Below are 21,537 nucleotides of genomic sequence, written 5' to 3'. Positions count from 1 at the left end.
GGAGAGAGACTAGAGCCTAAAAGGCGATTGGGACAGCGAATGAGCAAATGGTATGAATCGCAGTGGCAAAGTCAGGTTCAAAAAATACTGGAGCCTCAGATCCGGATGCAGGAGCAAATAGAAAAGTGCCTTGGACATCAACGGCTGCAAGAGCAGGTGGACAGGTTACTTGCGCCTCAGCTGCGAGTGCAGAAAGATATTGAGAAGTGGCTGGGATATCAACAACTGGAACATCAACGGCTGCAAGAGCAGGTGGACAGATTACTTGCGCCTCAACTGCAAGTGCAAAAAGAAATTGAGAAGTGGCAGGGATATAGACTGCTGGAGCGTCAACGGCTGCAAGAACAGGTGGACAGATTGGTTGAGTCTAACCTGCGATTGCAGGAGCAAGTCGAGAAGTGGCTTGAACCTCATAGGCTTTTGCAGAAGCAGGTTGATAAATGGTTGGAGCCTCATCGGGGGGTGCAGGAGCAGATAGATAAGTGGCTTGGGTTTCAACATCAGCTACTGACTCAGACTGTAAAACCATCTGGTTATGCCCAATACGTCTCTGAACTTGAAAGACTTGTCGGAACAATTCTTAGCGAAGCTAGGCCGGAAGGGATCTCCGAGTTACAGCCAGACGCTGCCTATTTTGATAATGGTATTGTAAAACCGGACGAACTAAATTTGGCTTTAGCCGACTTCTTTGCTTCGCAAAAGAGCTCTGTGTCGCTCGTTACGACGTTGCAGAATTTGCAAGCCTATATTAAGAAGCTAAAAAAGCCTTTAGCTGCCGTAATAGTGTTGGTGGTCATTCCCTATATAGTGAATGTAGTTTCAACGCTTACCATACCATATTTGGAAGAACAGTGGGATCGTATAACTAAAAATCAGAAAAAAAATAAGGTTAAAGTCGCTAAACTAGCACCGCATGAGGCATTTTCTCAGGAAGTTCTTAACAGTTACAGATTCGCAACTTCAACGTTAAAGGTCAGGAAAGGACCTTCAATTGCTGATTCAGTTGTTGATGAGATACATCCAGGTAAGGTCGTGCGTATTTTACAGAAGCGAAAGAGTTGGACACGTATTATCTATGTCAGTGACCTGAATGATGAGAATATAACAGGTTACGTGTTTACCCGTTATCTCGGGAAGTTCAAATACAAAACTAATTGAAGTTCTGCCTGGAAAGGAAGTTATAGACATGAGCAATCCCGAATCTGAGCTTTTGGCGGCTAGTCAGTCGCTTCTTAAGTTTTCTGATGTCTATGAGACCTCACCTGAAACCGCTGTTGTTAATGATTTGTTGCTCCGTGCTAAGCACTTCGATGGAAGTTTTAGTGGCTCTTGGATTGGCTATCATGCAAATGTTTACTATAAAAACTTCCAAACTCCTCCTGCAGGAGACCATTTCAATGTTGAACAGGGGAAAGGTCCCTCATACGTTGGTGTTGCCAATCCCAATTGGGTTGAGTGTAAACATGATGATGTTTTGAATCTTTTGCTTAATGAAGAATCCACGGTATCTCTCCGTGTGGCTGAAATGAAGGCGAAGGAAGGTTTGAAGCTGCTAACTAGTGTGAAGGATGATGTCTTGTCAGTGAGTGCCGTGTATCTCGCAAATCATGATGATTCCTTTGTTCGAAAGCTATCTGACGAGATCGAGAAAATTGAAGTTTTTGACGCTGCCGATATTGCCAATGAGATGTCTCCCCGGAGGAAAACGATAACGAGGGACCTACGAGCAGCTCAGCAAGGGATATGGGTGCCGCCGCATATCCAAGTGCAGGCAAGAGTGATGGCTGCGCATCAACCATCAGTGCACTGCCGCGAGCTTGCGCGGCGCATTGAAAAAATTGCCGCCCACATTGCCCGCGCTAGGGGCAAAGAAGTCTACGTCGATCACGTTGGTACCAAAATCTTCATCGGTCACGGGCGGTCATTTGTGTGGCGCGATCTAAAGGATTTTATCAAGGACCGCCTCCAACTGCCGTACGAGGAGTTTAACCGCGTACCTGTTGCTGGTATCACTAATATCGCAAGGCTCAACGAGATGCTTGACGCTGCCGCCTGTGCATTCGTAATCATGACAGCTGAGGACGAGCAGTCTGATGGCAGTCTTCATGCCCGAATGAATGTAATCCATGAGGTGGGGCTATTCCAAGGCAGACTGGGTTTCACAAAAGCGATTGTCCTGTTAGAGGAAGGGTGCGAAGAATTCACTAATATTCAGGGGCTTGGTCAAATTCGGTTTCCTAAAGGCAACATCTCAGCAAAGTTTGAAGAAATTAGACAGGTGCTCGAACGCGAGGAGATCTTGCCTTCCCCTAAGTAACTCCTTTTTGAAAAGGGAAAAAACATGTTGACAAAAGTCCGAAATCATATTATTTTGGCGGTCTTCTCGGGTCATAAGGAACTATTACTACATAGTTGACGGCTGAACACTAGCTGGTGTGGATTGCGTAAACTGCTGCATTGTCAGCGGTTATAGTGTTCTCTGACTCCGTCATCCAAGGTTCGAATCCTTGTACCCCAGCCATAGCTAATCCAGCTTCATTGCAAGCTGCTACATAGTTAGGTCCCATCGTCTAGTGGTTAGGACACCGGCCTTTCACGTCGGTAACAGGGGTTCAAGTCCCCTTGGGATCACCACCTTAAAAACAGCGCCAGAAGCAGGGCGCTGTTTTTTTTTGTCCAACCCCGGAACACCAGGGAGCCAGGGTTATGTCCTCTCGAAGAACCATGCGAGACTGTTGTGTTACCGCTTTTGCTGAGGTTTCTTCGCGAAATCCGGGGCGTGGGATTGATCTCTCCACGAAGCGCTGCACGGGAACTCGCGTCCCCCCCTTTGCGAAGGGGGGACAGAGGGGATTTGCCGTTGACTTGAAATCCCCCCTTCGCAACGAAGCTACGGGGGGGCGGCTCCCCCTTCGCAAAGGGGGGGACGGTGTAGGCTCGACCCTCCCTTTGAGGCAACATGCCCCTGGGCCCCGACCGTCCCGTATCCCGTCCCTCATCGGTTTCCTGAGCCTCCTATTCCTTCTTCTCACCACGCCGCTCCACGCTGCGGAAAACGTCTTCACCAGCGGCAAGGCCGTCTCCGATGAGGCCGGGCGCCTCGCCGGAGAGACGAAGCTATTCCTCAAGGGGCCGGTCGATCCCTATCTCACCGAGACAGCAGTGGCCGCCACCCTCTTCGGGGTTGCCTATGTCTTCGATGAAAAGATCCGCGACGAGTTTGCCGGCCCCCACCATGGTGTGATGAAAGGGATTACCAACGTGGGGAACGCGGTAAGCGATCCGCTGCTGCACCTAGGCGTCGCCGCCGTCTTCTACGGCGCCGGGGCTGCGACCGATAACACGAAGGTGATGGGCCTGGGTGAGGAGATGGGGGAGGCGCTTTTATTGGCCGACGGTACGGTCTTCGTGCTTAAAGGCGTCATCGGGCGCGGTCGCCCGTACCAGGTGGAGAGCAGCACGAGCTATCGCCCGTTGCAGTACAAGGGTGGCTATGACTCACTTCCGTCGATGCACACGGCAAGTTCCTTCGCGCTTGCCCACGTCCTCTCTTCCAGGACCGACAGCGTCGCCGGCAAACTCGCCTGGTACGGCGGAGCAGGGCTTGTCGCCTTCTCGCGCGTGTACCAGACCAGGCACTGGGCGAGCGATGTGGTGCTTGCCGCCGCCATTGGTGAGCTGGCCGGAGCCACCGTCGGCAGATACCGCTCCCTCGCTCCCGGCGGCGTCACCATCGCCCCGCTCTCCATCGAGGGGACCCCGGCCGTCGCCGTTGTAGGCAAATTCTGAAAAGAGCCAAATTATATATAAGGAGCTTCCCATGCTGAACGCAGTCATCTTCGATTTCGATGGTATCATCGTGGATACCGAACCGCTGCACTACAAGGCCTTCCAGGAGCTGCTGGTCCCCCTGGGCCTTGGCTACTCCTGGGAGGAGTACATGGAGCTCTACATCGGCTTCGACGATCGCGACGCCTTTCGCGAGGCCTTCCGCGTGCACGGGCGCGCGCTCTCGGAAGACGAGCTGAAGGAGCTGATCCGCGGCAAGGCGGCTGCCTTCCTCGACATCGTTTCCGGTGGCGTGGCGGCTTACCCCGGCGTCGTCGAGCTGATCCGTTCCATCTCCGGCACCCTCCCGCTCGCCCTGTGCAGCGGCGCCCTCAAAAGCGACATCGAGCCGATCCTCAAGCAGCTGGGACTCACCGACGCCTTCGACGTCAAGGTGACCGCGGACGAGGTCGCCGCCTCCAAGCCCGATCCCGAGAGCTACCGTCTCGCGGTGCAGCGTCTGCAGGAGCGCTTTCCCGGCAAGGTCGACGCGGCGGCCTCGATCGCCGTCGAAGACACCCCGGCGGGGATCACCTCCGCCACCGGTGCGGGGCTTAAGGTCCTTGCCGTCACCAACAGCTACCCGCGGGAGAAGCTCTCCGGCGCAAGCCGCGTGGTCAACTCCTTGGTCGGGGTCGATATCGAGGGGCTGAGCCTCCTCGTATAGCGCAATGCAAAGCCGGAACGCCACCACCATCGACGGGGTCCTCCCCGAGCTGATCGCGGCCCTCACGCAAAGGAACGTTGCCGTGCTGCAGGCGCCACCCGGCGCCGGCAAGACCACCCGCGTCCCTCTTGCCCTCCTCGACGCCCCTTTCCTCGGCGACGGAAAAATCATCATGCTCGAGCCGCGCCGGCTTGCCGCGGTCAACGCCGCCCGTTACATGGCGCAGTGCCTCGGCGAGGAGGTGGGTCAGCGGGTAGGCTACGCCATCCGTTTCGAACGCAAGGTCTCCCGGGCGACCCGGATCGAGGTGGTCACCGAGGGGATCCTCGCGCGCCGTCTGCAAAGCGACCCGCTCCTCGAAGGGGTCTCGGCGGTTATCTTCGACGAGTTCCACGAACGGAGCCTCACCTGCGATCTCTCCCTTGCCCTGTGCCGCGACGTGCAGCTCGGGCTGCGCGAGGACCTGCGCCTGCTGGTCATGTCGGCGACGCTCGATGCGGAGCCGGTAGCGAAACTCCTTGGCGGTGCGCCCCTCGTCACCAGCGAAGGGCGCCAGTTCCCGGTCGACGTCCGTTATCTCAAGACCGAGCCTGCGACGAGGCTCGCCGAAACCGCCTGCGCCGGGGTCATGAAGGCGCTTGCCGAGACCGAAGGGGACCTTCTGGTCTTCCTGCCGGGGGCGGGCGACATCAGGCGCTGCGAGAACATCCTGCAGGGGCAGGTAGGCTCCCGGGTGATGATCGCCGTCCTTTACGGGGACCTTCCTTTTGCGGCACAGGAGCGGGCCATCCTCCCGGGAGAGCGCCGCAAGGTGGTGCTCGCCACCAACATCGCCGAGACAAGCCTCACCATCGAGGGGGTGCGTGTGGTGGTGGATACCGGCTATTCCCGACAGCTCCGTTACGATCCCTCGACCGGCCTGAACCGCCTCGACACCATGCGCATTTCGGCCGCCTCTGCCCAGCAGCGCGCCGGCCGCGCCGGCCGCGTAGCCCCCGGCGCCTGCTACCGCCTCTGGACCGAGCACACCCAGAGCGCTCTGCTTCCCTTCACCCCCCCCGAGATCAAGGTTTCCGACCTCGCTCCGCTGGCGCTGGACCTGGCGCAGTGGGGCGTGGCCGATCCCGCTTCGCTTAGCTTTCTCGACGCACCCCCGGCCGCCCATCTCGCCGAAGGTCGGGCGCTCTTGCGCGCCTTGGGCGCTCTCGATGCGCGCGGCACCCTCACCGACCTGGGGGCGAGGATGGCGGCGCTTCCCATGCACCCGCGCCTTGCCGCCATGCTGGTGGGTTCGCTCGCCGCGGGACATGCGCCGCTCGCCTGTAAACTCGCCGCCATCCTCTCGGAACGTGACCTCATGCCGCGTGGCAGCGGCAGCATTTCCGATAGCGATCTGCTGGACCGTCTGGACGCGTTAGGCGAACGCCGTGACCCACAGGGGACGCGCACGGTCGAACGGCTCGCCGCCTACTTCCGCGGCGCCCTCGGGGTGTCGGACGCTCCGATCCATGCCGATGCGGCTACCGTGGGGCGGCTCCTCCTTATGGCCTATCCGGACCGCGTTGCGCGCGAGAGGAGTCCCGGCTCCGGGCGCTACCTGATGGCCAACGGCACCGGCGCCAAACTCTCCACGCGCAGTAACCTGAGGGCGCAGCCCTTCATCGTCGCTGTTGAAGTCGAGGGGGGGGGTGGCGAGGCGGACATACACATGGCGAGCGCGGTTTCCCTGGAGGCGGTCCGCTCCGGATGCGCGGGCGCCATCACGCGCGAGCGCAGGGTTTTCTGGGAAGAGCGCGAGGGAAGGGTGGTAGCCCGGGATGAAGAGCGGCTTGGCGCGGTTGTACTTTCCGAGCGGGCTGCGGTCCCCGAGAAGGAGGAGGTGGCTACTGCGCTTCTGCAGGGGATACTGTCTGGGGCTGGCATCGGCGGGCTGAACTGGAGCGAGCAGGCGGCGCAGTACCGCAACCGGGTGCGCTTCCTGGCACGGGTGCTCCCCGAGGAGGAGCTTCCCGACCTCTCCGACCAGGCGCTTACCGAAAACGTCGGGCAGTGGCTGCTCCCCTACCTGCAGGGGGTGCGGAGCCTCGCACAGCTTGCCAAGGCGGATCTGCTGCAGCCTTTGAAGGCCCTTCTCGACTATCGGCAGCAGCAGCTAGTGGAGCGGGAGGCACCCACGCACCTGCAGGTCCCCAGCGGGTCCCGCGTTTCGCTTGAGTATCCGGCAGAGGGGGATCCGTTTCTGGCGGTGAAGCTTCAGGAGATGTTCGGCTTGACTGAGACACCAAGGCTTGCGCGGGGGAGGGTGCCGGTACTGATCCACCTGCTGTCGCCTGCGAGGCGTCCCATCCAGGTGACGGCCGACCTTAAAAGCTTCTGGAACGGTGCCTACCGCGAGGTGTGCAAGGAATTGAAAGGTCGCTACCCTAGGCATCCCTGGCCTGACGACCCATGGAACGCCCCCGCAACAAGGCATGTGAAGAAGAGAATGTAATTGTGGTGCTGTGCGGCGACCCGGAGGGAGAGGGGACGAAGGGAAGCGTTGATTGCCGGTTCAGTTGATGTTGGTAAAGACCAGTGACCCGTCCTTGTGTACGTAGCTCCTGATGCTGTCGGCAACTTCAGGGATACCTGCGCCTGTCTCCAGATAGTTACGCGTCACGTTCACGCCGTTCCTCCAGAGTTCGAAATGCACATGCGGGCCGGTCGATCTCCCGGTCGAGCCTGACAGCGCCACGGTCTGCCCCGCCGTCACCTGGTCCCCGACCTTGACCTCCAACTGCGCGTTGTGCCCGTACATCGAGACCATGCCGTCGGCATGCCGTATGGTTACCAAGTTGCCGTACCCCCCATGCATGCCGCTTTCGACCACCGTTCCCGCCGCAATCGCCTTCACCTTAGTGCCGGTCGGCACCGCAATGTCCAGGCCGTTATGATGTCGCAGACCTCCGTCGATTGGGTCATGGCGCATGCCGTATCCGGAGGTGATTACCCCCTGGACCGGGAGGAGCCCTTCTGTGCCGGCAGGCTCGGACGATGCGGACGGCGTCTTGGCTGTGGTTCTCGCCGGCAGGTTCGTCTGTTTTGGTTTCCGCGCTTCGCGGATGATACGGACCGCGCTTTTGTTGGAAGGGGTGTTGGTGAAGACCTCTACGCCGTTTTCGTCGGTGTATCGGTAGAAGTCAGCGTAGGCACTCTGCTTCGATATTAGGCAGAATAAGGCAGGTAGCAGTGCAAGCGCCAGCCGTGAAGTTCCGTTCCACCGTCGTGTGATTGCATGTTTCTTCACTGTTGATCCTTGGTCCGGACTTCGGGGAGCGTCTCACTCTGCTTGAGGCAGTCGTACTATATTAGTATTGTCGGCGCTTTGCAAGTGGCAGCTATTTGTATCTACGGACCGGGCGGCGCTTGTGCCAGTGATGGGGCTGATGGGTGTGCGAATATTAATCATTGGGTTGCCTGACTGGGCACTTCTCTTGCTTAATAACCGTAACTCAGGCGTGATTGACTGTAAATGCCTGGAACTCTGAAATCTTCGATAAGCATTCTGCTTATTTTTTAGACACCGCTGCACAAAAAGGAGGCTGCACCGTGGAGATGTTTGGGCAAAATGTATTTAACCAGTCCGTAATGAGAGATAGGCTGCCGAAAAGTGTTTTCAAGAACCTCAAGAAAACCATAGACGAAGGTCTGCCGCTGGATCCCTCCATCGCAGATGTTGTCGCTTCGGCAATGAAAGAGTGGGCAGTTGAAAGAGGTGCAACACATTTTACCCATTGGTTCCAGCCGATGACCGGCATCACCGCGGAGAAGCATGACTCCTTCATTTCGCCGGCGGATGGCGGCGCTCTGCTTGAGTTCTCCGGTAAAGAGCTGGTCAAGGGCGAGCCGGATGCCTCCTCTTTCCCGAGCGGCGGCCTGAGGGCGACCTTCGAAGCGAGGGGTTATACCGCCTGGGACTGCACCTCGCCTGCCTTCCTGAGGGAAGAGGCCGACGTCGTCACCCTCTGCATCCCCACCGCCTTCTGCTCCTACACCGGTGAGGCCTTGGACAAGAAGGTTCCTCTGCTTCGTTCCATGGAAGCGCTTTCCACGCAGGCCGTGCGTGTTCTTAAACTGTTCGGAAACACCAGTGCAACCAGGGTTACCTCGACCGTCGGAGCTGAGCAGGAATACTTCCTGGTCGACAAGTCCTTCTACCTGCAAAGACCCGACCTGATGATGGCCGGGAGAACCCTCTTCGGCGCTATGTCCTCCAAAGGACAGGAGATGGAAGACCACTACTTCGGCAGCATCAAGGAAAGAGTGCTGGCGTACATGAAGGAAGTGAATGAAGAACTGTGGAAGCTCGGTGTTTCCGCCAAGACCCAGCACAACGAGGTGGCGCCGGGACAGTTCGAAATAGCCCCGATTTTCGAGAACACCAACATCGCCACCGACCACAACCAGATGGTCATGGAGGTTCTCAAACGTGTTGCCCTCAGGCACGACATGGTCTGCCTGCTGCACGAAAAACCGTTTGCAGGCGTCAACGGTTCCGGCAAGCACAACAACTGGTCCATGAGCTCGAACGACGGGCAGAACCTGCTCGAGCCGGGCCGCACCCCCCATGAAAATGCCCAGTTCCTTACCTTCCTCATGGCAACCATCAAGGCTGTGGACACCTTTGCCGGGCTCCTGCGCTGCTCCTGCGCCAACGCCGGCAACGAGTATCGCCTGGGCGCCAACGAAGCACCTCCGGCGATCATTTCGGTCTTCCTCGGCGAGCAGCTTGCCGACATCATCGACCAGATCGTAGCGGGTAAAACGAAATCCTCTGAGATGAGCGGTCACATGGACATCGGCGTCAGCACCCTTCCTTCGCTGCCCAAAGACGCCACCGACAGGAACAGGACCTCGCCGTTCGCCTTCACCGGCAACAAGTTCGAGTTCAGGATGCTCGGTTCCTCTTTCTCCATCTCGGGCCCGAACATCATCATCAACACCATCATCGCCCAGGCCCTGAAGGAATTCGCCGACGTGCTGGAGAAATCCACCAACTTCGACGCCGACCTCGACCGGTTGCTGCAGGAAACCGCGAAGAAACACCAGCGCGTCATCTTCAACGGCAACAACTACTCCGACGAGTGGGTCCAGGAAGCTGCCAAGCGCGGCCTGCCGAACATCCCGAGCACTCCCGAGGCACTCAAGGAGCTGATCTCCAAGGAAGCGCAGGAAGTGTTTGCCGCTCACAGCGTCTTCAGCGAGAAGGAACTGCATGCCCGTTACGAAATCATGGTCGAGCAGTACGTGAAGACCCTGAACATCGAAGCGCTGACCATGATCGACATGGCCAACCACAGCATCATCCCCACCGCCATCGAGTATGCGACCACGGTGGCAGCGTCCATCAATGCGGTTACCGCGGTATCCAGCAAGCTGGACGTCTCCACCCAGAAGGAACTGCTGGAAGAGCTCAGCGACAAGCTTGCCGCGATGAGCGCCAACACCAAGGCGCTTGAGAAGGCCCTTGAAGAGGCGAACGGCATCGCCGATGCAGACAAGCAGGCCGCCGCATTCAGGGCGAACGTCTTCACCAAGATGCTCGAGCTGCGCTCCACCGGTGATGCGCTGGAGAAAATCATCTCTGCCAAGTGCTGGCCGCTGCCGACCTACAGGGAAATGCTTTTCGTTCTGTAATCCCCGAATCTTTACTTGCCTGACAATAGGAGCCTCTTGACGGGGCTCCTGTTTCAGCTTTGCCGCTAGGACGTGTTAATAAATAACTAGTTAATCAAACCGTTGTCTGATTGGACATATTGCAGACAATGGCCTGCGTAAGTTTTAGGCAACAGTCTTGTTGCCTTGATTGCCGGAGGCTGGGCCGCCCCGGCTAAGTTCCCGGAATCAGGAAGGGGTGTTTACCTTCCAGGCGATTGGCCAAAGTCTTGCAGCAGGGTCACCAAGCACCAGCCAGCGGTTTATTAAACCTTGCAATTCAATGGCAAGGTATCTATAATTCGCGGCGCACTGAACAACAAGCGGAGGATAACTGCCTTGAAAAAAGTCGAAGCAATCATAAAACCTTTCAAGCTTGATGAAGTGAAAGAAGCACTCAATGAGATCGGTATCCAGGGCATCACCATCGGTGAGGTCAAAGGTTTCGGTCGTCAAAAAGGGCACACCGAGCTTTACCGCGGCGCCGAGTACGTGGTTGATTTCATCCCGAAGATCAAGATGGAAATCATCGTGTCCGACGAAGTGGTAAGCAAGGTGGTAGACGCCATCGAGCAGGCAGCGAAAACAGGTCGCATCGGCGACGGCAAGATCTTTGTCACCCCCGTAGAAGAAGTAGTCCGGATCAGGACCGGTGAGAGGGGCGAGGACGCTCTCTAGTCGGCTGATTCTTTACTTAATTTGAAAGGAGACAGTAGATGACACCAAAACAAGTAGTGGAGTTTGCCAAAGAAAACGGCGTGCTGATGGTCGATTTCAAATTCATGGACTTCGTCGGCATCTGGCAGCACTTCACCGTGCCGATGAGCGAGTTCGGCGAGGACACCTTCGAGGAAGGGCAGGGCTTCGACGGCTCCTCCATCCGTGGGTGGCAGCCGATTCACGCTTCCGATATGATCATCCTCCCGGATCCGACCACCGCAAAGATGGATCCGTTCACCGCTGTTCCGACACTCTCCCTGATCTGCGACATCTTCGATCCGATCACCAAAGAGAGCTACACCCGTGACCCGCGTAACATCGCGAAAAAGGCTGAGAGCTACCTGAAGTCCACCGGCCTCGCCGACACCGCTTACTTCGGACCGGAAGCCGAATTCTTCATCTTCGACGACGTCCGTTACGACTCCACCTCCAACTCCTCCTTCTACGCCGTTGACTCTGTCGAAGGCGCCTGGAACACCGGCCGTGAAGAGTTCCCGAACCTCGGCTACAAGCCGCGCCACAAGGAAGGCTACTTCCCGGTAGCGCCGACCGACTCCCAGAACGACCTCCGTAACGAGATGGTGATGGAACTCCAGAAGGTCGGTATCCGCGTTGAGTGTCAGCACCACGAGGTCGCCACCGGCGGCCAGGCCGAGATCGACATGCGCTTCTCCTCGCTGGTCGACATGGCTGACCAGCTCCAGTGGTTCAAGTACGTCATCAAGAACGTCGCGAACCGCAACGGCAAGACGGTCACCTTCATGCCGAAGCCGCTCTACGGCGACAACGGCTCCGGTATGCACTGCCACATGTCCCTCTGGAAAGACAGCACCAACCTTTTCGCCGGCGACAAATACGGCGGGCTTTCCCAGATGGCTCTGTACTATATCGGCGGCATCATCAAGCACGCCCGTGCCCTCTGCGCCTTCACCAACCCGACCACCAACTCCTACAAACGTCTGGTGCCGGGCTTCGAGGCTCCGGTGAACATGGCTTACTCCAGCCGTAACCGTTCCGCTTCGCTGCGCATCCCGATGTTCTCCTCCAATCCGAAGGCGAAGAGGATCGAGTACCGTACTCCGGACCCGTCCTGCAACGGCTACCTCGCCTTTGCGGCACTGTTGATGGCGGGTCTTGATGGCATCGAGAACAAGATCGATCCGGGCCAGCCGCTGGACAAGGACATCTACGGTCTTTCCCCGGAAGAGCTCTCCACCATCCCGTCCGCTCCGGGCAGCCTGGAGGAGGCTCTCAACGCCCTCAAGGAAGACAACGAGTTCCTCTACAAAGGCGACGTCTTCACCCCGGACGTCATCGACAAGTGGATCGAGTACAAAACCGAAGCCGAAGTCAACCCGGTCCGTATGCGTCCGGTACCGCTCGAGTTCGCACTGTACTTCGACATCTAGGCAGATCTGCTCATACGGGCAGCAAAAAAGGCGGGGGATTTTTCCCCCGCCTTTTTCGCATCTCGATCTTTGGTTGTCGGGTTAGTTGTAGCCCAGGCTGTCGAACACGGCGCGGGTCGCCTTTGCCGCCACATAGGGGCCGTAGCTCGGCGCGACGTTTCTGATGAACTCCGGGGTCAGGTCGTCGTCGTACCCGGTGAAGGCGATGCCGCCGATGAGAGGTATGATGCCGACTTCGAACCAGCCGAGCTCGGTCCAGGTCCTGTCGATCTCCGCCTGCCTGAACTCGTACTTCGCGGGTATCGACAACTGTTGTGATTTCCCGTTCTTCAGATTGGTGATAGTGGCCTCGGTGCCGATGTCAGCCGTGTATCCGTAACCCCAGATGGCGGGGGCGAAGATCAGGAAGCCGGGCCAGTTTACGAAGAAATTTGACCCCTTGCCGTCGTAGCGCGGGTTTACCGAAAGGTCGATGACCGCGTCGGCCTGGTCCTTGTTGTTGGCGGTGTTGTAGGGATAAATCACCCTTTCCACTGCGCTGTTTCTCTGCAGGGCATCGACAACTGCGGCGATGTACCTGCTGTTTTGCGGCTGGCTCATGTTACTGGATGTGACGCCGAGCTTTATGGTCTGCTTAGGTGCCGCTGCTGGAGGAGTGAAGAAATCATCGGCATTTGTCAGCCTCATGTTGTGAGTGCATCCGCTATTCATCATCATGACGAAAGACAGTGCCAGTGCTGCTCCTAGTTGTGTCCTTACCTTCTTTAGCATTATCCGTGCTCCTTTTATATTTGTTGACTAATTAGTCGGCACTATATAGTTCGAGTTAATAGCTGTCAACAAATACAATCAGCAACCGGCGCAATCACTCGATGAACCGAGACCATTATAAAAGGCGCAGCAGGTATTACGGTCACGAGTCTTTCTCCTTGCTGGACGGTGGAAAAGCTGCTAATTTCTGCTGCGATATTGCCTACTGCCGCACCGAGGGAACCCTTTGCTGCAACATGAAAAAGTGAAAAAGCTGGTCGAGTGGTTCGTGAGAGGGGCGTTGCGGCATGCCGCGGCCATGGAGGCCATGGACGATGAGGCGGCTGCCGCTGAAGTCGCGGACCTTAATCGCTACTATGCGGCACTCAAGCGCGAGGGAGGAGTTGATGAACTTCTGCTTCGACTCGGCCATCCAGACCCGGCGGTTGTCGGGATGGTAGCCGTCTATGCCATGCGCGAGGCCCCAGGACGCTGCGTGGTGGCCCTTACCGCTATCGCGGCGCTGCCCGGGTTGATAGGTTTCAGGGCGCAGGCAGCGCTCGAGCGCTGGGAAAGCGGCGACTGGGAAAAATAGCCACGGCTGGTCCCGCTGGACCGCCGTCACTAAATGTAATCAACATAACTAAACTGGAGGTTCTTCGTGTCTGAATTCAACAATGTAACCGTCGTCAAAGAGGCCAACGTCTATTTCAACGGGGCGGTCACCAGCCGTACCGTATTCTTCCCTGACGGGTCCCGCAAGACCCTGGGCATCATGATGCCGGGAGAGTACAGCTTCAACACCGGCTCCGCCGAGGTGATGGAGATCATGGCGGGTGAGCTGACCGTGCTGCTCCCCGGTTCCCCTGACTGGGTCGCCATCAAGGGCGGGGAGGCCTTCGAGGTCCCCGAGAATGCGAGCTTTGAGCTCAAGGTAACCGCCGTCACCGACTACTGCTGCTCCTACCTCTAAGACATGACGCCCCTTGCCGAGGCTGATCCTCCGGCAAGGGGCACGAGCGTGACCTTGATTTCCCAACCATCCGAGACAAAAAGCATCGTAGGCCGTTTCGCCCCTTCCCCTACCGGACCGTTGCACGTCGGTTCACTGGTGGCGGCGCTTGGGAGTTACCTGCTCGCGAAGCGCGCCGGAGGCCTCTGGCTTTTGCGCATGGAGGATCTGGACCTGCCGCGCGTGGTCCCGGGTATCGCTGACGACATGATGGCGACGCTGGAGAAGCTGGGCTTTAAGTGGGACGGCGAGGTGCTCTACCAGAGCCGGCGGACCGAGCATTACCGTGCCGCAGCGAGGGAGCTGCAGCAGAAGGGCCTTGCCTACGCGTGCGGCTGTACCAGAAAGGAAATCGCCGAGATCGCCTCCGCACCGCACGAAGGGGAGCTGGTCTATCCCGGGGTGTGCAGGGAAGGATTGCCGCCGGAAAAGGTGGAAAGGGCGTTGCGGGTTAAGGTCTACGATGAGGTGATTTCCTTCGAGGACGGCATCATGGGGCGCTACAGCCAGCATCTCTCCGCGTCCTGCGGCGATTTCGTCATCCACCGGGCCGACGGCCCTTATGCCTACCATCTCGCCGTGGTTGTCGACGATGCCGCCTCCGGGGTGAATCAGGTGGTGCGCGGTTGCGACCTCCTGGCCTCCACGCCGCGCCAGATCTACCTGCAGCGCATCTTTGGATTCCCGACGCCTGATTACTACCATCTGCCGCTGGTCACCGGGCCCGATGGCTCGAAACTAAGCAAGCGCGACAACGCCGTTTCTCTTGCTGCCGGTCGCGACCTCGACCGTGATGGCGGCAGGCTCCTCTGTGCCGCACTTCGTTTTCTGGGCCAAGCCCCGCCGCCTGAACTGCAGGACGCCCCGCCCGCGGAAGTGCTCGCCTGGGGAGTCACCCACCTCGAGCCAGGCGTCGTTCCTCGCACCCCGGCCCCCTTTCTTTAAAGCAGAAGAATTCCGTACAGCTCTCCACGAAGCGCTGCAAGAGCCCTGACGTTCCCTCCTTTGCGAACCCGGGAAATTCTGGGAGCAAAGGGGTTGTTGCCACGAAATAGTGAGCGTGGCCAAGTGTCCCCCCCTTTGCGAAGGGGGAGCTTGCCCCCCGTAGCGCTCCGCGAAGGGGGGATAGGGGGGATTTGCCTTTGAACCCAGTGCTACCCTTATTCATCCCTGGTCGAGAAATGGTGAAGCCGGCAGCGATTCCCGCTTCTCCGGAGGACCCTGTTCCCGTCTCTGCAACCCTTCCCTGATTTGGTCCAGCATCTCTCCGCTCATCCCCGGTTCCTTCATCATGTGCCGCACCATCGCCTCGTTCAGCGTCTCGCATCCCGAGAGAAAGAGAAAGCCTAGCAGCAGGAAACTTGAAGGCCTCACGCTTCCTTTCTCCTTTTCTCCACCGCGCGCCACTTCTCAATCTCAGCCTCGGTAACCGGTTGCCACTGCGGGACGGGAGATGGATGCCAGTTCTCGTCCACCGCCACCATGGTGAATATGCCGCTCGCCGCGAGACGCTTCTCGCCGTCGGTGACGTTCTCCGCCTCGACCTCGACCTCGACCTCCATCGACGAGCGCCCGACGTGGATGATGGTGGCCCGCGAGTAGATCACCTCGCCAACGTTGATGGGGGTGAGGAAGTTGATGCGCTGCGCACAGGCGGTCACGACCCTCTTGCGCGCGTACCTCCAGCAGACCACCCCCGCTGTCTTGTCCATGATGCTCATGATGACCCCGCCGAAGATGTTGCCGTAAGAGTTCGTATCCTTCGGGAGGAGGGTCTCGATCAGTTCCGCCTTCCTGTTATCCATGAAAGCTCCTTTTCATTGCGTCCTGATACCGGCCGCGATGATTCTTTTCAGTTGTGCCGCGTTGGCGCGTTCCATCGCTTTACCTGTAATGCTGCTTATGGTGCGGTTGCGCCTCTCCTCGGTCGGATAGACGGAGCATTCGATCTCAACTCCGTCGTTCTCGAGGTAGATGTGGGTGTAGTCCCTGATCACGCCCCCCTTCCTGATGGGGACCGTCTCGGTCTGGAAGGCCATCCCGTGCTCCGCAAGCATCTTCTCCACATCCTCGACAGCATCGGCAAATAGGTGGATGTCGATGTCGCTGCGCTCGGTGACCGCCCCGGAGAGGACCGAGCCTACCAGGTACGGCGAAAAGGGGGCGAAGAACTCCAGGTAGGAGAGGGCGGTGAGCCTCAGGCGCAAAAGCCGTTCCGGAAGCACTTTCTCTTCCCTGGTCGCGATCAAACTGGCGAGTTCGTCGTGAATCTCCGCGTTGGTTGGGAGGTGGGAGCCGAGCGACAGTGCCTTTTCGGGGCCGAACCGTTTCGCCGCCTTGCGTTTCGCGTCGCGATACTCACGGACGCCGTCCTCGTACATGAGCCGCGCCGCCTCGCTGGCGATCATGCTGCGTATCTTGTCGTCCTTTCTCATGATGAGAGTATAGCGGATGACGCTCGATATGATACGACATTTGCGGAGGAGGGGGTACCGGATTTTTTCGTGTCATTAAAAAAAGGGGTTGACTGGGAGCCATCGGTTTGCTATAAACAGGATCTCTTCTGAGCGGGAATAACTCAGTGGTAGAGTGCAACCTTGCCAAGGTTGAAGTCGCGGGTTCGAACCCCGTTTCCCGCTCCATTTATCTACAAGTAATCCTTACGGATTCTTCTCTTTAAGCCCCGGCTTTCGCATGAACTTTCGCATGCGGCCGGGGCTTTCGCTTATCTGCCGTTTTTGAAGTCCCTCCCGAAGTAGGCGAGGATCTTCAGACGGTCCTGCTCCAACGTTGAACTCTACCTTTTGAGATTCCAGCCCTTCGTCCGGACCGGCGCTAGCAGGACGGGACGCAGATTATTAGCACGCGCGATTAGCCGAGATCAATGTAAATATACTGTCCTTCGCGATTAGCAGTACACGCCGGGCGGCAGTGTCTTGTCAGCGGAAAAGCAACTCTTTCAGCGATGGCAAAGGAGACCGCTTTTTACAGCATATGAGAGAAGAGGTGCGAAAACCACTCCCTTATCCTTGAGCTCCATGGCCTCTTTTCCCATTCTTCATTCTTTATTGGATCGGATTCGGCGAGGTCTTTAGTGAACATATTCTCCATTTTGGCGCCGAAATCTCCGCCTAAAATGACCGTATTTATCTCGAAATTTTGGGAAAAGCTTAAAAAGTCAAGGTTGGTAGATCCGACGGTTGCCCAGACGCCGTCTATAACTGCGGTCTTGGCGTGCAGGATGGCGTTGCGTCGTTGATAAAGTTTGACACCCGACTCCAGCAGCTCGTCATAATAGTACCTTCCTGCATATAGCGCCAGATTCTGATCGCTGGTTTTCGGCAGGATGATCCTGACGTCCACCCCGTTTTGGGCGGCATCGCATAGAGCTTTTATCATCTGCCGGTCAGGAACGAAATAAGAGATCGTCAAATGAATCGATTTCTCGGCGAAGGCGACTGCGGACACATACATGATGAAGGTGGTTCTGCCCGCTTCGCCGGGACTGCTCTTTACGACCTGCACCAGGTTGTTGCCGTACTCCTTCTGTACCGGGAAGTAGTCCCTGTCATTCAGAACCGGCCCCTTCTGCATCGTCCATGCATGGAGAAATACCTTCTGTAATTCAGCCACGGCCGGACCTTCTATAAGGATGTCCGTATCGCGCCATGGAATTTTGGTCGTGTCCTCTCCTTCACCGACGAACTTGCTCGAATAGACCTGGCTGATGTTGACCCCACCGGTTATCGCCATCTTGCCGTCCACGACCAGTAGCTTTCGGTGATCCCGCAAAGCCAGCCGCCACTTCTTCGAAGCTTTCAGCGGATTTATCGGATTAAATTCGACGACGTTGACGCCTTTGTCCCGCAACCTTTTGAAAAATGAAGCGGATGTCGCCATACTCCCAACGCTGTCGTATATGAGATTCACCCGGACTCCTTCCTGCCGTTTCCAGATGAGCAGATCCGCTAGCTTGTGCCCCGTTTCGTCATCCTTAAAAATGAACGTTTCCATGTTTACCGTGTGCCTCGCGCTCTTTATCGCCTTGAACATGGCAGCAAACGTGGCGGGTCCGTCGACAAGGAGCCTTACTCTGTTCCCCTTGATGAGGGGGCTTCCGCTCACCTCCTCGTTTACCGCGATCTGGCGCTCCAGAACCTCCGTCGGGCCGGCTGATGCTTTCAGACGATCCATGATATTCCTGCTCTGTTTTGGGGACAACACTCCGGCAATCGACGATATCCGCGGGGGGGTACCGTCAGACTGGACCTTGTCTATGACTTCAGATGCTTTGGGCAGGGTTGCGCACCCGGAAGCTAATCCGAAGGAAACGATCAAAACTAACGATACTGGCAATCGCATATTGGACACCATGATTAAAACAGAACGAAGGTAACCGTTGATTTCGTGCTTTTGTTCCAACTGGTCACCACCAGGCTGACCGGCATGACCGATACTGGTGTTTGTTGTTTTCTGCTCTTTCAAAGAGAGAGGGGGCGGCCCTCAGAGGGTCTCCGACACAAGGGCTCTTCTGCCAATTGTAGGGTGTTTGCGTCAGACGTCCACCATTGTAACAGCAGAAGTGCATGTTGAATTGATGCTGATACATCCTTTCAGGGAGGGGAGCGGACGATTATGGCGCATGCTGGCGACGCTCATGGCATTACAGGCAGGATTGCCAATACTGGATTTTAGTGATTGGGATGGGGAAACGCGGGAGCCTTATTTTGCAGCGGTTCGTGCCGGTTTGGACAGGGATTACATACCAATGCAGAAGCTTTTTGCAGGTATTATAGTGACCCCGTCACAGGCTGCTTAGCCTGTAACTCCAGGTTTTCCTGCGACACGAATCGACCGCTTTTGGCATCACGGGTAACTCGGATGCCTTCGATTGCAGACGATGAAGCGATGTTACGCTCTAACGCCTTTTTCCTGGCAACCCGGTTCTTCAGATAACGATTGGTTTCAAGAAGTGAATTTTCATAGCTTGAACGATATACTTTATTACCGGGTGTAATGCATCAGAATTATGTGTTTATTTGAGAAGACTAGGCAACTTGTGGTAGGAATAGCACTCTTTCAGTGATTGGCTGAACCTACTCGTAACCCATAAAGGAATTCCGAAATGGACATACCCCGGATCTTCAACATCACCGAAAGTGCTCACCGCATCCATAACCCGTTCACTCCCGAAAAGCTCGCAACTCTCGGTGCGGCACTGCGCATGGAAAAGGGGACTCGGGTGCTCGATCTAGGGAGCGGATCGGGGGAGATGCTGTGCACCTGGGCCCGCGATTACGGAATCATCGGAACCGGCATCGACATGAGCCAATTATTCAGCGAGCAAGCAAAGCTCCGCGCCGAAGAACTTGGCGTCGTCGAACAAGTCCAGTTCATCCATGGTGATGCTGCCGGCTATGTCTCGGACGACAAGGTCGGTGTGGCGGCGTGTGTCGGTGCCACCTGGATCGGCGGTGGAGTCGCCGGCACTATCGAGCTCTTGGCGCAGAGCCTGCGTGCCGGAGGGATCATCCTCATCGGCGAGCCCTACTGGAGACAGTTACCTCTGACGGACGATGTTGCCAAAGGGTGTCTGGTCAATTTGATCTCCGATTTCCTCATGCTGCCGGAACTGCTCGCTTCTTTTAGCCGCTTGGGCTATGACGTCGTTGAAATGGTGCTGGCCGATCAGGACGGCTGGGACAGATATGAGGCGGCCAAATGGCTCACCATGCGCCGATGGCTTGAAACAAATCCAGACGATGAGTTAGCGATAGAGGTCCGTGCGCAACTGACCTCGGAACCGCAGCGCTACGCCGCATACACGCGCGAATACCTGGGCTGGGGCGTATTCGCGCTGATGCCGCGGTAACTAAAATCGGAATTGCAAAGTTAAACGATTCGGTCTACGCTCGCCCGCAAAACTCATTGCGGGAGCTTCTATGAAAACCATCTCTATCGACGACCTCTCCAGCCTTAGCAGCCAAGCAGAACAATCCCCACGCAAGCGGATGAATCGTAACCTTCATTCCGAACTGTCCGACCCTATCCAGCGTTTAGCGATAGCAATGGAACCGGATACCTATATTCGCCCACATCGCCATCTCAAGACATGGGAGATTCTGACCCCGCTGCGGGGCCGGTTTGTCGTCTTGACCTTTGATGATGACGGCGTCGTCATCGATCGCGCAGTACTGGGTGAAGGTGCTTCCGTGGTTGAAATTCCGGCCGCGACATGGCATGCGGTCCTCTCTCTTGATACCGGTGGTGTCATCTTTGAAGTCAAACACGGCCCTTACGCTCCTTTCAAAGAGGAAGACTTCGCCTCCTGGTCGCCTTCCGCCGAGGACGACAAGCACAAGGAACTCATGCTTTGGTTCCGCGATGCCGAGGGCGGGCAACATTGGCCCGGTTGTGGGACTCGATGACAGGACTTTGGGGAGAGCACAGCCATGAGAATCGCAACAGAGCATGACCTTGAAGCAATCGTAGCCATCTATAACTCAACGGTACCGACGCGACAATCCACTGCCGACACCGCAGAGGTTAGTGTCGCATCCAAAATGGAATGGTTTCGGCGGCATGAGCCTCACAAGCGTCCCTTGTTGGTCTGTGAAAGAGACGGCCAAATAGTTGCGTGGGTGAGTTTTCAGTCCTTCTACGGCCGCCCAGCGTATGACCACACTGCCGAGATAAGTATCTATATTTCGCCTGAACAAAGAGGCAAAGGGCTCGGGCGTCAGGTGCTCGCAGAGGCATTGGAGATGACGCAGGGACTTCAGATCAAGACCGTTGTCGGGTTCATATTTTCACACAACGAACCCAGCATCCGCTTGTTCAAGTCATTCGGCTTTGAGGAGTGGGGTAAACTGCCAAATATCGCGGAAATGGACGGGAAGGAATACAGCCTGTCTATTTTGGGTAAACGAGTGAATCTATAACCCAGACCAAGAGAGGCGTTACGTCCCCACCTATGTGAAGATTCCGGGCCTGCCACTTAGCGGATCCTCTGCGAAGGGGAGGGAGGGCGCTGCCCGAAGGGAATCGCTGCTGCCGACGCCCTCACCCCGCCCTCTCCCAGAGGGAGAGGGGGATGGCCGAAAGTCACTGATCGCTACCGACGAGTCCCTTACCGCGCTCGGCGAGTCGTTTACCGCTCCGAACGAGTCGTTGATCGCTCCGAACGAGTCGTTGATAGCTCTGGACGAGTCGTTGATCGCTCTGGACGAGTCGTTGACCGCTCTGGACGAGTCGTTGATCGCTCCGAACGAGTCGTTGACCGCTCCGCACGAGTCGTTGACCGCTCTGGACGAGTCGTTGATCGCTCCGAACGAGTCGTTGATCGCTCCGAACGAGTCGTTGATAGCTCTGGACGAGTCGTTGATCGCTTTGGACGAGTCGTTGACCGCTCCGAACGAGTCGTTGACCGCTCCGCACGAGTCGTTGACCGCTCTGGA

Annotated in this window: 22 protein-coding genes and 2 tRNA genes; 18 read left to right on the top strand and 6 right to left on the bottom strand. The window is 57.1% G+C overall.

All coding sequences use genetic code 11. The features are described from left to right. The first annotated feature begins 39 nt into the window (after nucleotides 1–39). The 6 genes from E8L22_RS08945 to hrpB all read left to right on the top strand — a co-directional run bounded on the left by E8L22_RS08945 (nucleotide 40) and on the right by hrpB (nucleotide 6,986). Nucleotides 40–1,158 (top strand): SH3 domain-containing protein, encoded by a 1,119-nt coding sequence (locus tag E8L22_RS08945; RefSeq protein ID WP_162604811.1) that lies wholly within the window; start codon nucleotides 40–42, stop codon nucleotides 1,156–1,158. Nucleotides 1,159–1,186: 28 nt separating this feature from the next. Further along, nucleotides 1,187–2,317: a TIR domain-containing protein gene (locus E8L22_RS08940; RefSeq protein ID WP_198420140.1), complete on the top strand. Its 1,131-nt coding sequence runs from the start codon at nucleotides 1,187–1,189 to the stop codon at nucleotides 2,315–2,317. A gap of 242 nt (nucleotides 2,318–2,559) precedes the next feature. Further along, a tRNA-Glu gene (locus E8L22_RS08935) sits at nucleotides 2,560–2,634 on the top strand. Nucleotides 2,635–2,865: 231 nt separating this feature from the next. After that, on the top strand, nucleotides 2,866–3,789 hold the full coding sequence (locus E8L22_RS08930; RefSeq protein ID WP_246044599.1) for a phosphatase PAP2 family protein: 924 nt from the start codon (nucleotides 2,866–2,868) through the stop codon (nucleotides 3,787–3,789). Nucleotides 3,790–3,820: 31 nt separating this feature from the next. Next, nucleotides 3,821–4,495: an HAD family hydrolase gene (locus tag E8L22_RS08925; protein ID WP_136514496.1), complete on the top strand. Its 675-nt coding sequence runs from the start codon at nucleotides 3,821–3,823 to the stop codon at nucleotides 4,493–4,495. Nucleotides 4,496–4,499: 4 nt separating this feature from the next. After that, complete coding sequence (gene hrpB, locus E8L22_RS08920) at nucleotides 4,500–6,986, top strand: ATP-dependent helicase HrpB (RefSeq protein ID WP_136524869.1); 2,487 nt, start codon at nucleotides 4,500–4,502, stop codon at nucleotides 6,984–6,986. A gap of 60 nt (nucleotides 6,987–7,046) precedes the next feature. Here the strand turns inward: hrpB and E8L22_RS08915 are convergent, their stop codons facing one another. Continuing rightward, nucleotides 7,047–7,781, bottom strand: a complete 735-nt coding sequence (locus E8L22_RS08915) for a peptidoglycan DD-metalloendopeptidase family protein (protein WP_136524868.1) — start codon at nucleotides 7,779–7,781, stop codon at nucleotides 7,047–7,049. A 308-nt stretch (nucleotides 7,782–8,089) separates the two neighbouring features. Between E8L22_RS08915 and E8L22_RS08910 the strand changes: the two genes are divergently transcribed. The 3 genes from E8L22_RS08910 to glnA all read left to right on the top strand — a co-directional run bounded on the left by E8L22_RS08910 (nucleotide 8,090) and on the right by glnA (nucleotide 12,318). Next, a complete protein-coding gene (locus tag E8L22_RS08910; RefSeq protein WP_281282984.1) occupies nucleotides 8,090–10,171 on the top strand; it encodes a glutamine synthetase III family protein in 2,082 nt (693 codons plus the stop codon). 357 nt (nucleotides 10,172–10,528) lie between these two features. Then, the gene (locus E8L22_RS08905) at nucleotides 10,529–10,867 is read left to right on the top strand and encodes a P-II family nitrogen regulator (protein WP_129126904.1); all 339 of its coding nucleotides are present in this window, start codon (nucleotides 10,529–10,531) and stop codon (nucleotides 10,865–10,867) included. 38 nt (nucleotides 10,868–10,905) lie between these two features. Further along, nucleotides 10,906–12,318: a type I glutamate--ammonia ligase gene (glnA, locus tag E8L22_RS08900; RefSeq protein WP_136524866.1), complete on the top strand. Its 1,413-nt coding sequence runs from the start codon at nucleotides 10,906–10,908 to the stop codon at nucleotides 12,316–12,318. Between the two features lie 81 nt (nucleotides 12,319–12,399). On the opposite strand, the gene E8L22_RS08895 is transcribed toward glnA, so the two are convergent. Beyond that, entirely contained in the window at nucleotides 12,400–13,089 is a 690-nt protein-coding gene (locus E8L22_RS08895) for a hypothetical protein (RefSeq protein WP_136524865.1), read from the bottom strand. Nucleotides 13,090–13,357: 268 nt separating this feature from the next. On the opposite strand from E8L22_RS08895, the gene E8L22_RS08890 reads away from it, so the two are divergent. The 3 genes from E8L22_RS08890 (at nucleotide 13,358) to gluQRS (ending at nucleotide 15,025) form a co-directional block, all read left to right on the top strand. Then, on the top strand, nucleotides 13,358–13,663 hold the full coding sequence (locus E8L22_RS08890) for a hypothetical protein (RefSeq protein ID WP_246044597.1): 306 nt from the start codon (nucleotides 13,358–13,360) through the stop codon (nucleotides 13,661–13,663). A gap of 66 nt (nucleotides 13,664–13,729) precedes the next feature. Then, complete coding sequence (gene ppnP / locus E8L22_RS08885) at nucleotides 13,730–14,041, top strand: pyrimidine/purine nucleoside phosphorylase (RefSeq protein ID WP_129126907.1); 312 nt, start codon at nucleotides 13,730–13,732, stop codon at nucleotides 14,039–14,041. Nucleotides 14,042–14,095: 54 nt separating this feature from the next. Continuing rightward, complete coding sequence (gene gluQRS / locus E8L22_RS08880; RefSeq protein WP_246044672.1) at nucleotides 14,096–15,025, top strand: tRNA glutamyl-Q(34) synthetase GluQRS; 930 nt, start codon at nucleotides 14,096–14,098, stop codon at nucleotides 15,023–15,025. A 219-nt stretch (nucleotides 15,026–15,244) separates the two neighbouring features. Here the strand turns inward: gluQRS and E8L22_RS08875 are convergent, their stop codons facing one another. From E8L22_RS08875 to E8L22_RS08865, 3 genes are read right to left on the bottom strand one after another with little or no spacing between them, the layout of a single operon-like run. After that, entirely contained in the window at nucleotides 15,245–15,454 is a 210-nt protein-coding gene (locus tag E8L22_RS08875; protein WP_136524862.1) for a hypothetical protein, read from the bottom strand. Continuing rightward, a complete protein-coding gene (locus E8L22_RS08870; RefSeq protein ID WP_136524861.1) occupies nucleotides 15,451–15,885 on the bottom strand; it encodes an acyl-CoA thioesterase in 435 nt (144 codons plus the stop codon). Before E8L22_RS08870 ends, E8L22_RS08875 begins: the two co-directional genes overlap by 4 nt. A gap of 12 nt (nucleotides 15,886–15,897) precedes the next feature. Next, nucleotides 15,898–16,515, bottom strand: coding sequence for a hypothetical protein (locus tag E8L22_RS08865; protein ID WP_136524860.1), 618 nt, complete (start codon nucleotides 16,513–16,515; stop codon nucleotides 15,898–15,900). 132 nt (nucleotides 16,516–16,647) lie between these two features. Between E8L22_RS08865 and E8L22_RS08860 the strand changes: the two genes are divergently transcribed. Beyond that, a tRNA-Gly gene (locus tag E8L22_RS08860) sits at nucleotides 16,648–16,722 on the top strand. A gap of 343 nt (nucleotides 16,723–17,065) precedes the next feature. Here E8L22_RS08860 and cls read toward each other — a convergent pair. Further along, nucleotides 17,066–18,274 carry a cardiolipin synthase gene (gene cls / locus E8L22_RS08855; protein WP_246044596.1) on the bottom strand — a complete coding sequence of 403 codons (1,209 nt, stop codon included), beginning with the start codon at nucleotides 18,272–18,274 and terminating at the stop codon, nucleotides 17,066–17,068. Nucleotides 18,275–18,539: 265 nt separating this feature from the next. On the opposite strand from cls, the gene E8L22_RS21960 reads away from it, so the two are divergent. The 5 genes from E8L22_RS21960 to E8L22_RS21385 form a co-directional block, all read left to right on the top strand. After that, complete coding sequence (locus E8L22_RS21960; RefSeq protein ID WP_342792645.1) at nucleotides 18,540–18,899, top strand: Fic family protein; 360 nt, start codon at nucleotides 18,540–18,542, stop codon at nucleotides 18,897–18,899. Nucleotides 18,900–19,205: 306 nt separating this feature from the next. Beyond that, entirely contained in the window at nucleotides 19,206–19,952 is a 747-nt protein-coding gene (locus tag E8L22_RS08845) for an SAM-dependent methyltransferase (protein WP_136524859.1), read from the top strand. Nucleotides 19,953–20,022: 70 nt separating this feature from the next. Further along, nucleotides 20,023–20,508, top strand: coding sequence for a WbuC family cupin fold metalloprotein (locus tag E8L22_RS08840; RefSeq protein WP_136524858.1), 486 nt, complete (start codon nucleotides 20,023–20,025; stop codon nucleotides 20,506–20,508). A gap of 24 nt (nucleotides 20,509–20,532) precedes the next feature. Next, entirely contained in the window at nucleotides 20,533–21,021 is a 489-nt protein-coding gene (locus E8L22_RS08835) for a GNAT family N-acetyltransferase (RefSeq protein WP_136524857.1), read from the top strand. 229 nt (nucleotides 21,022–21,250) lie between these two features. Beyond that, the coding region (locus E8L22_RS21385; RefSeq protein ID WP_198420138.1) for a hypothetical protein at nucleotides 21,251–21,537 on the top strand (287 nt) is incomplete at its 3' end.

Origin of the sequence: Geomonas ferrireducens (genome assembly GCF_004917065.1) — a bacterium.
In the GTDB taxonomy this organism is placed as follows: domain Bacteria; phylum Desulfobacterota; class Desulfuromonadia; order Geobacterales; family Geobacteraceae; genus Geomonas; species Geomonas ferrireducens.
This window is presented reverse-complemented; position numbering and strand designations above follow the sequence as displayed.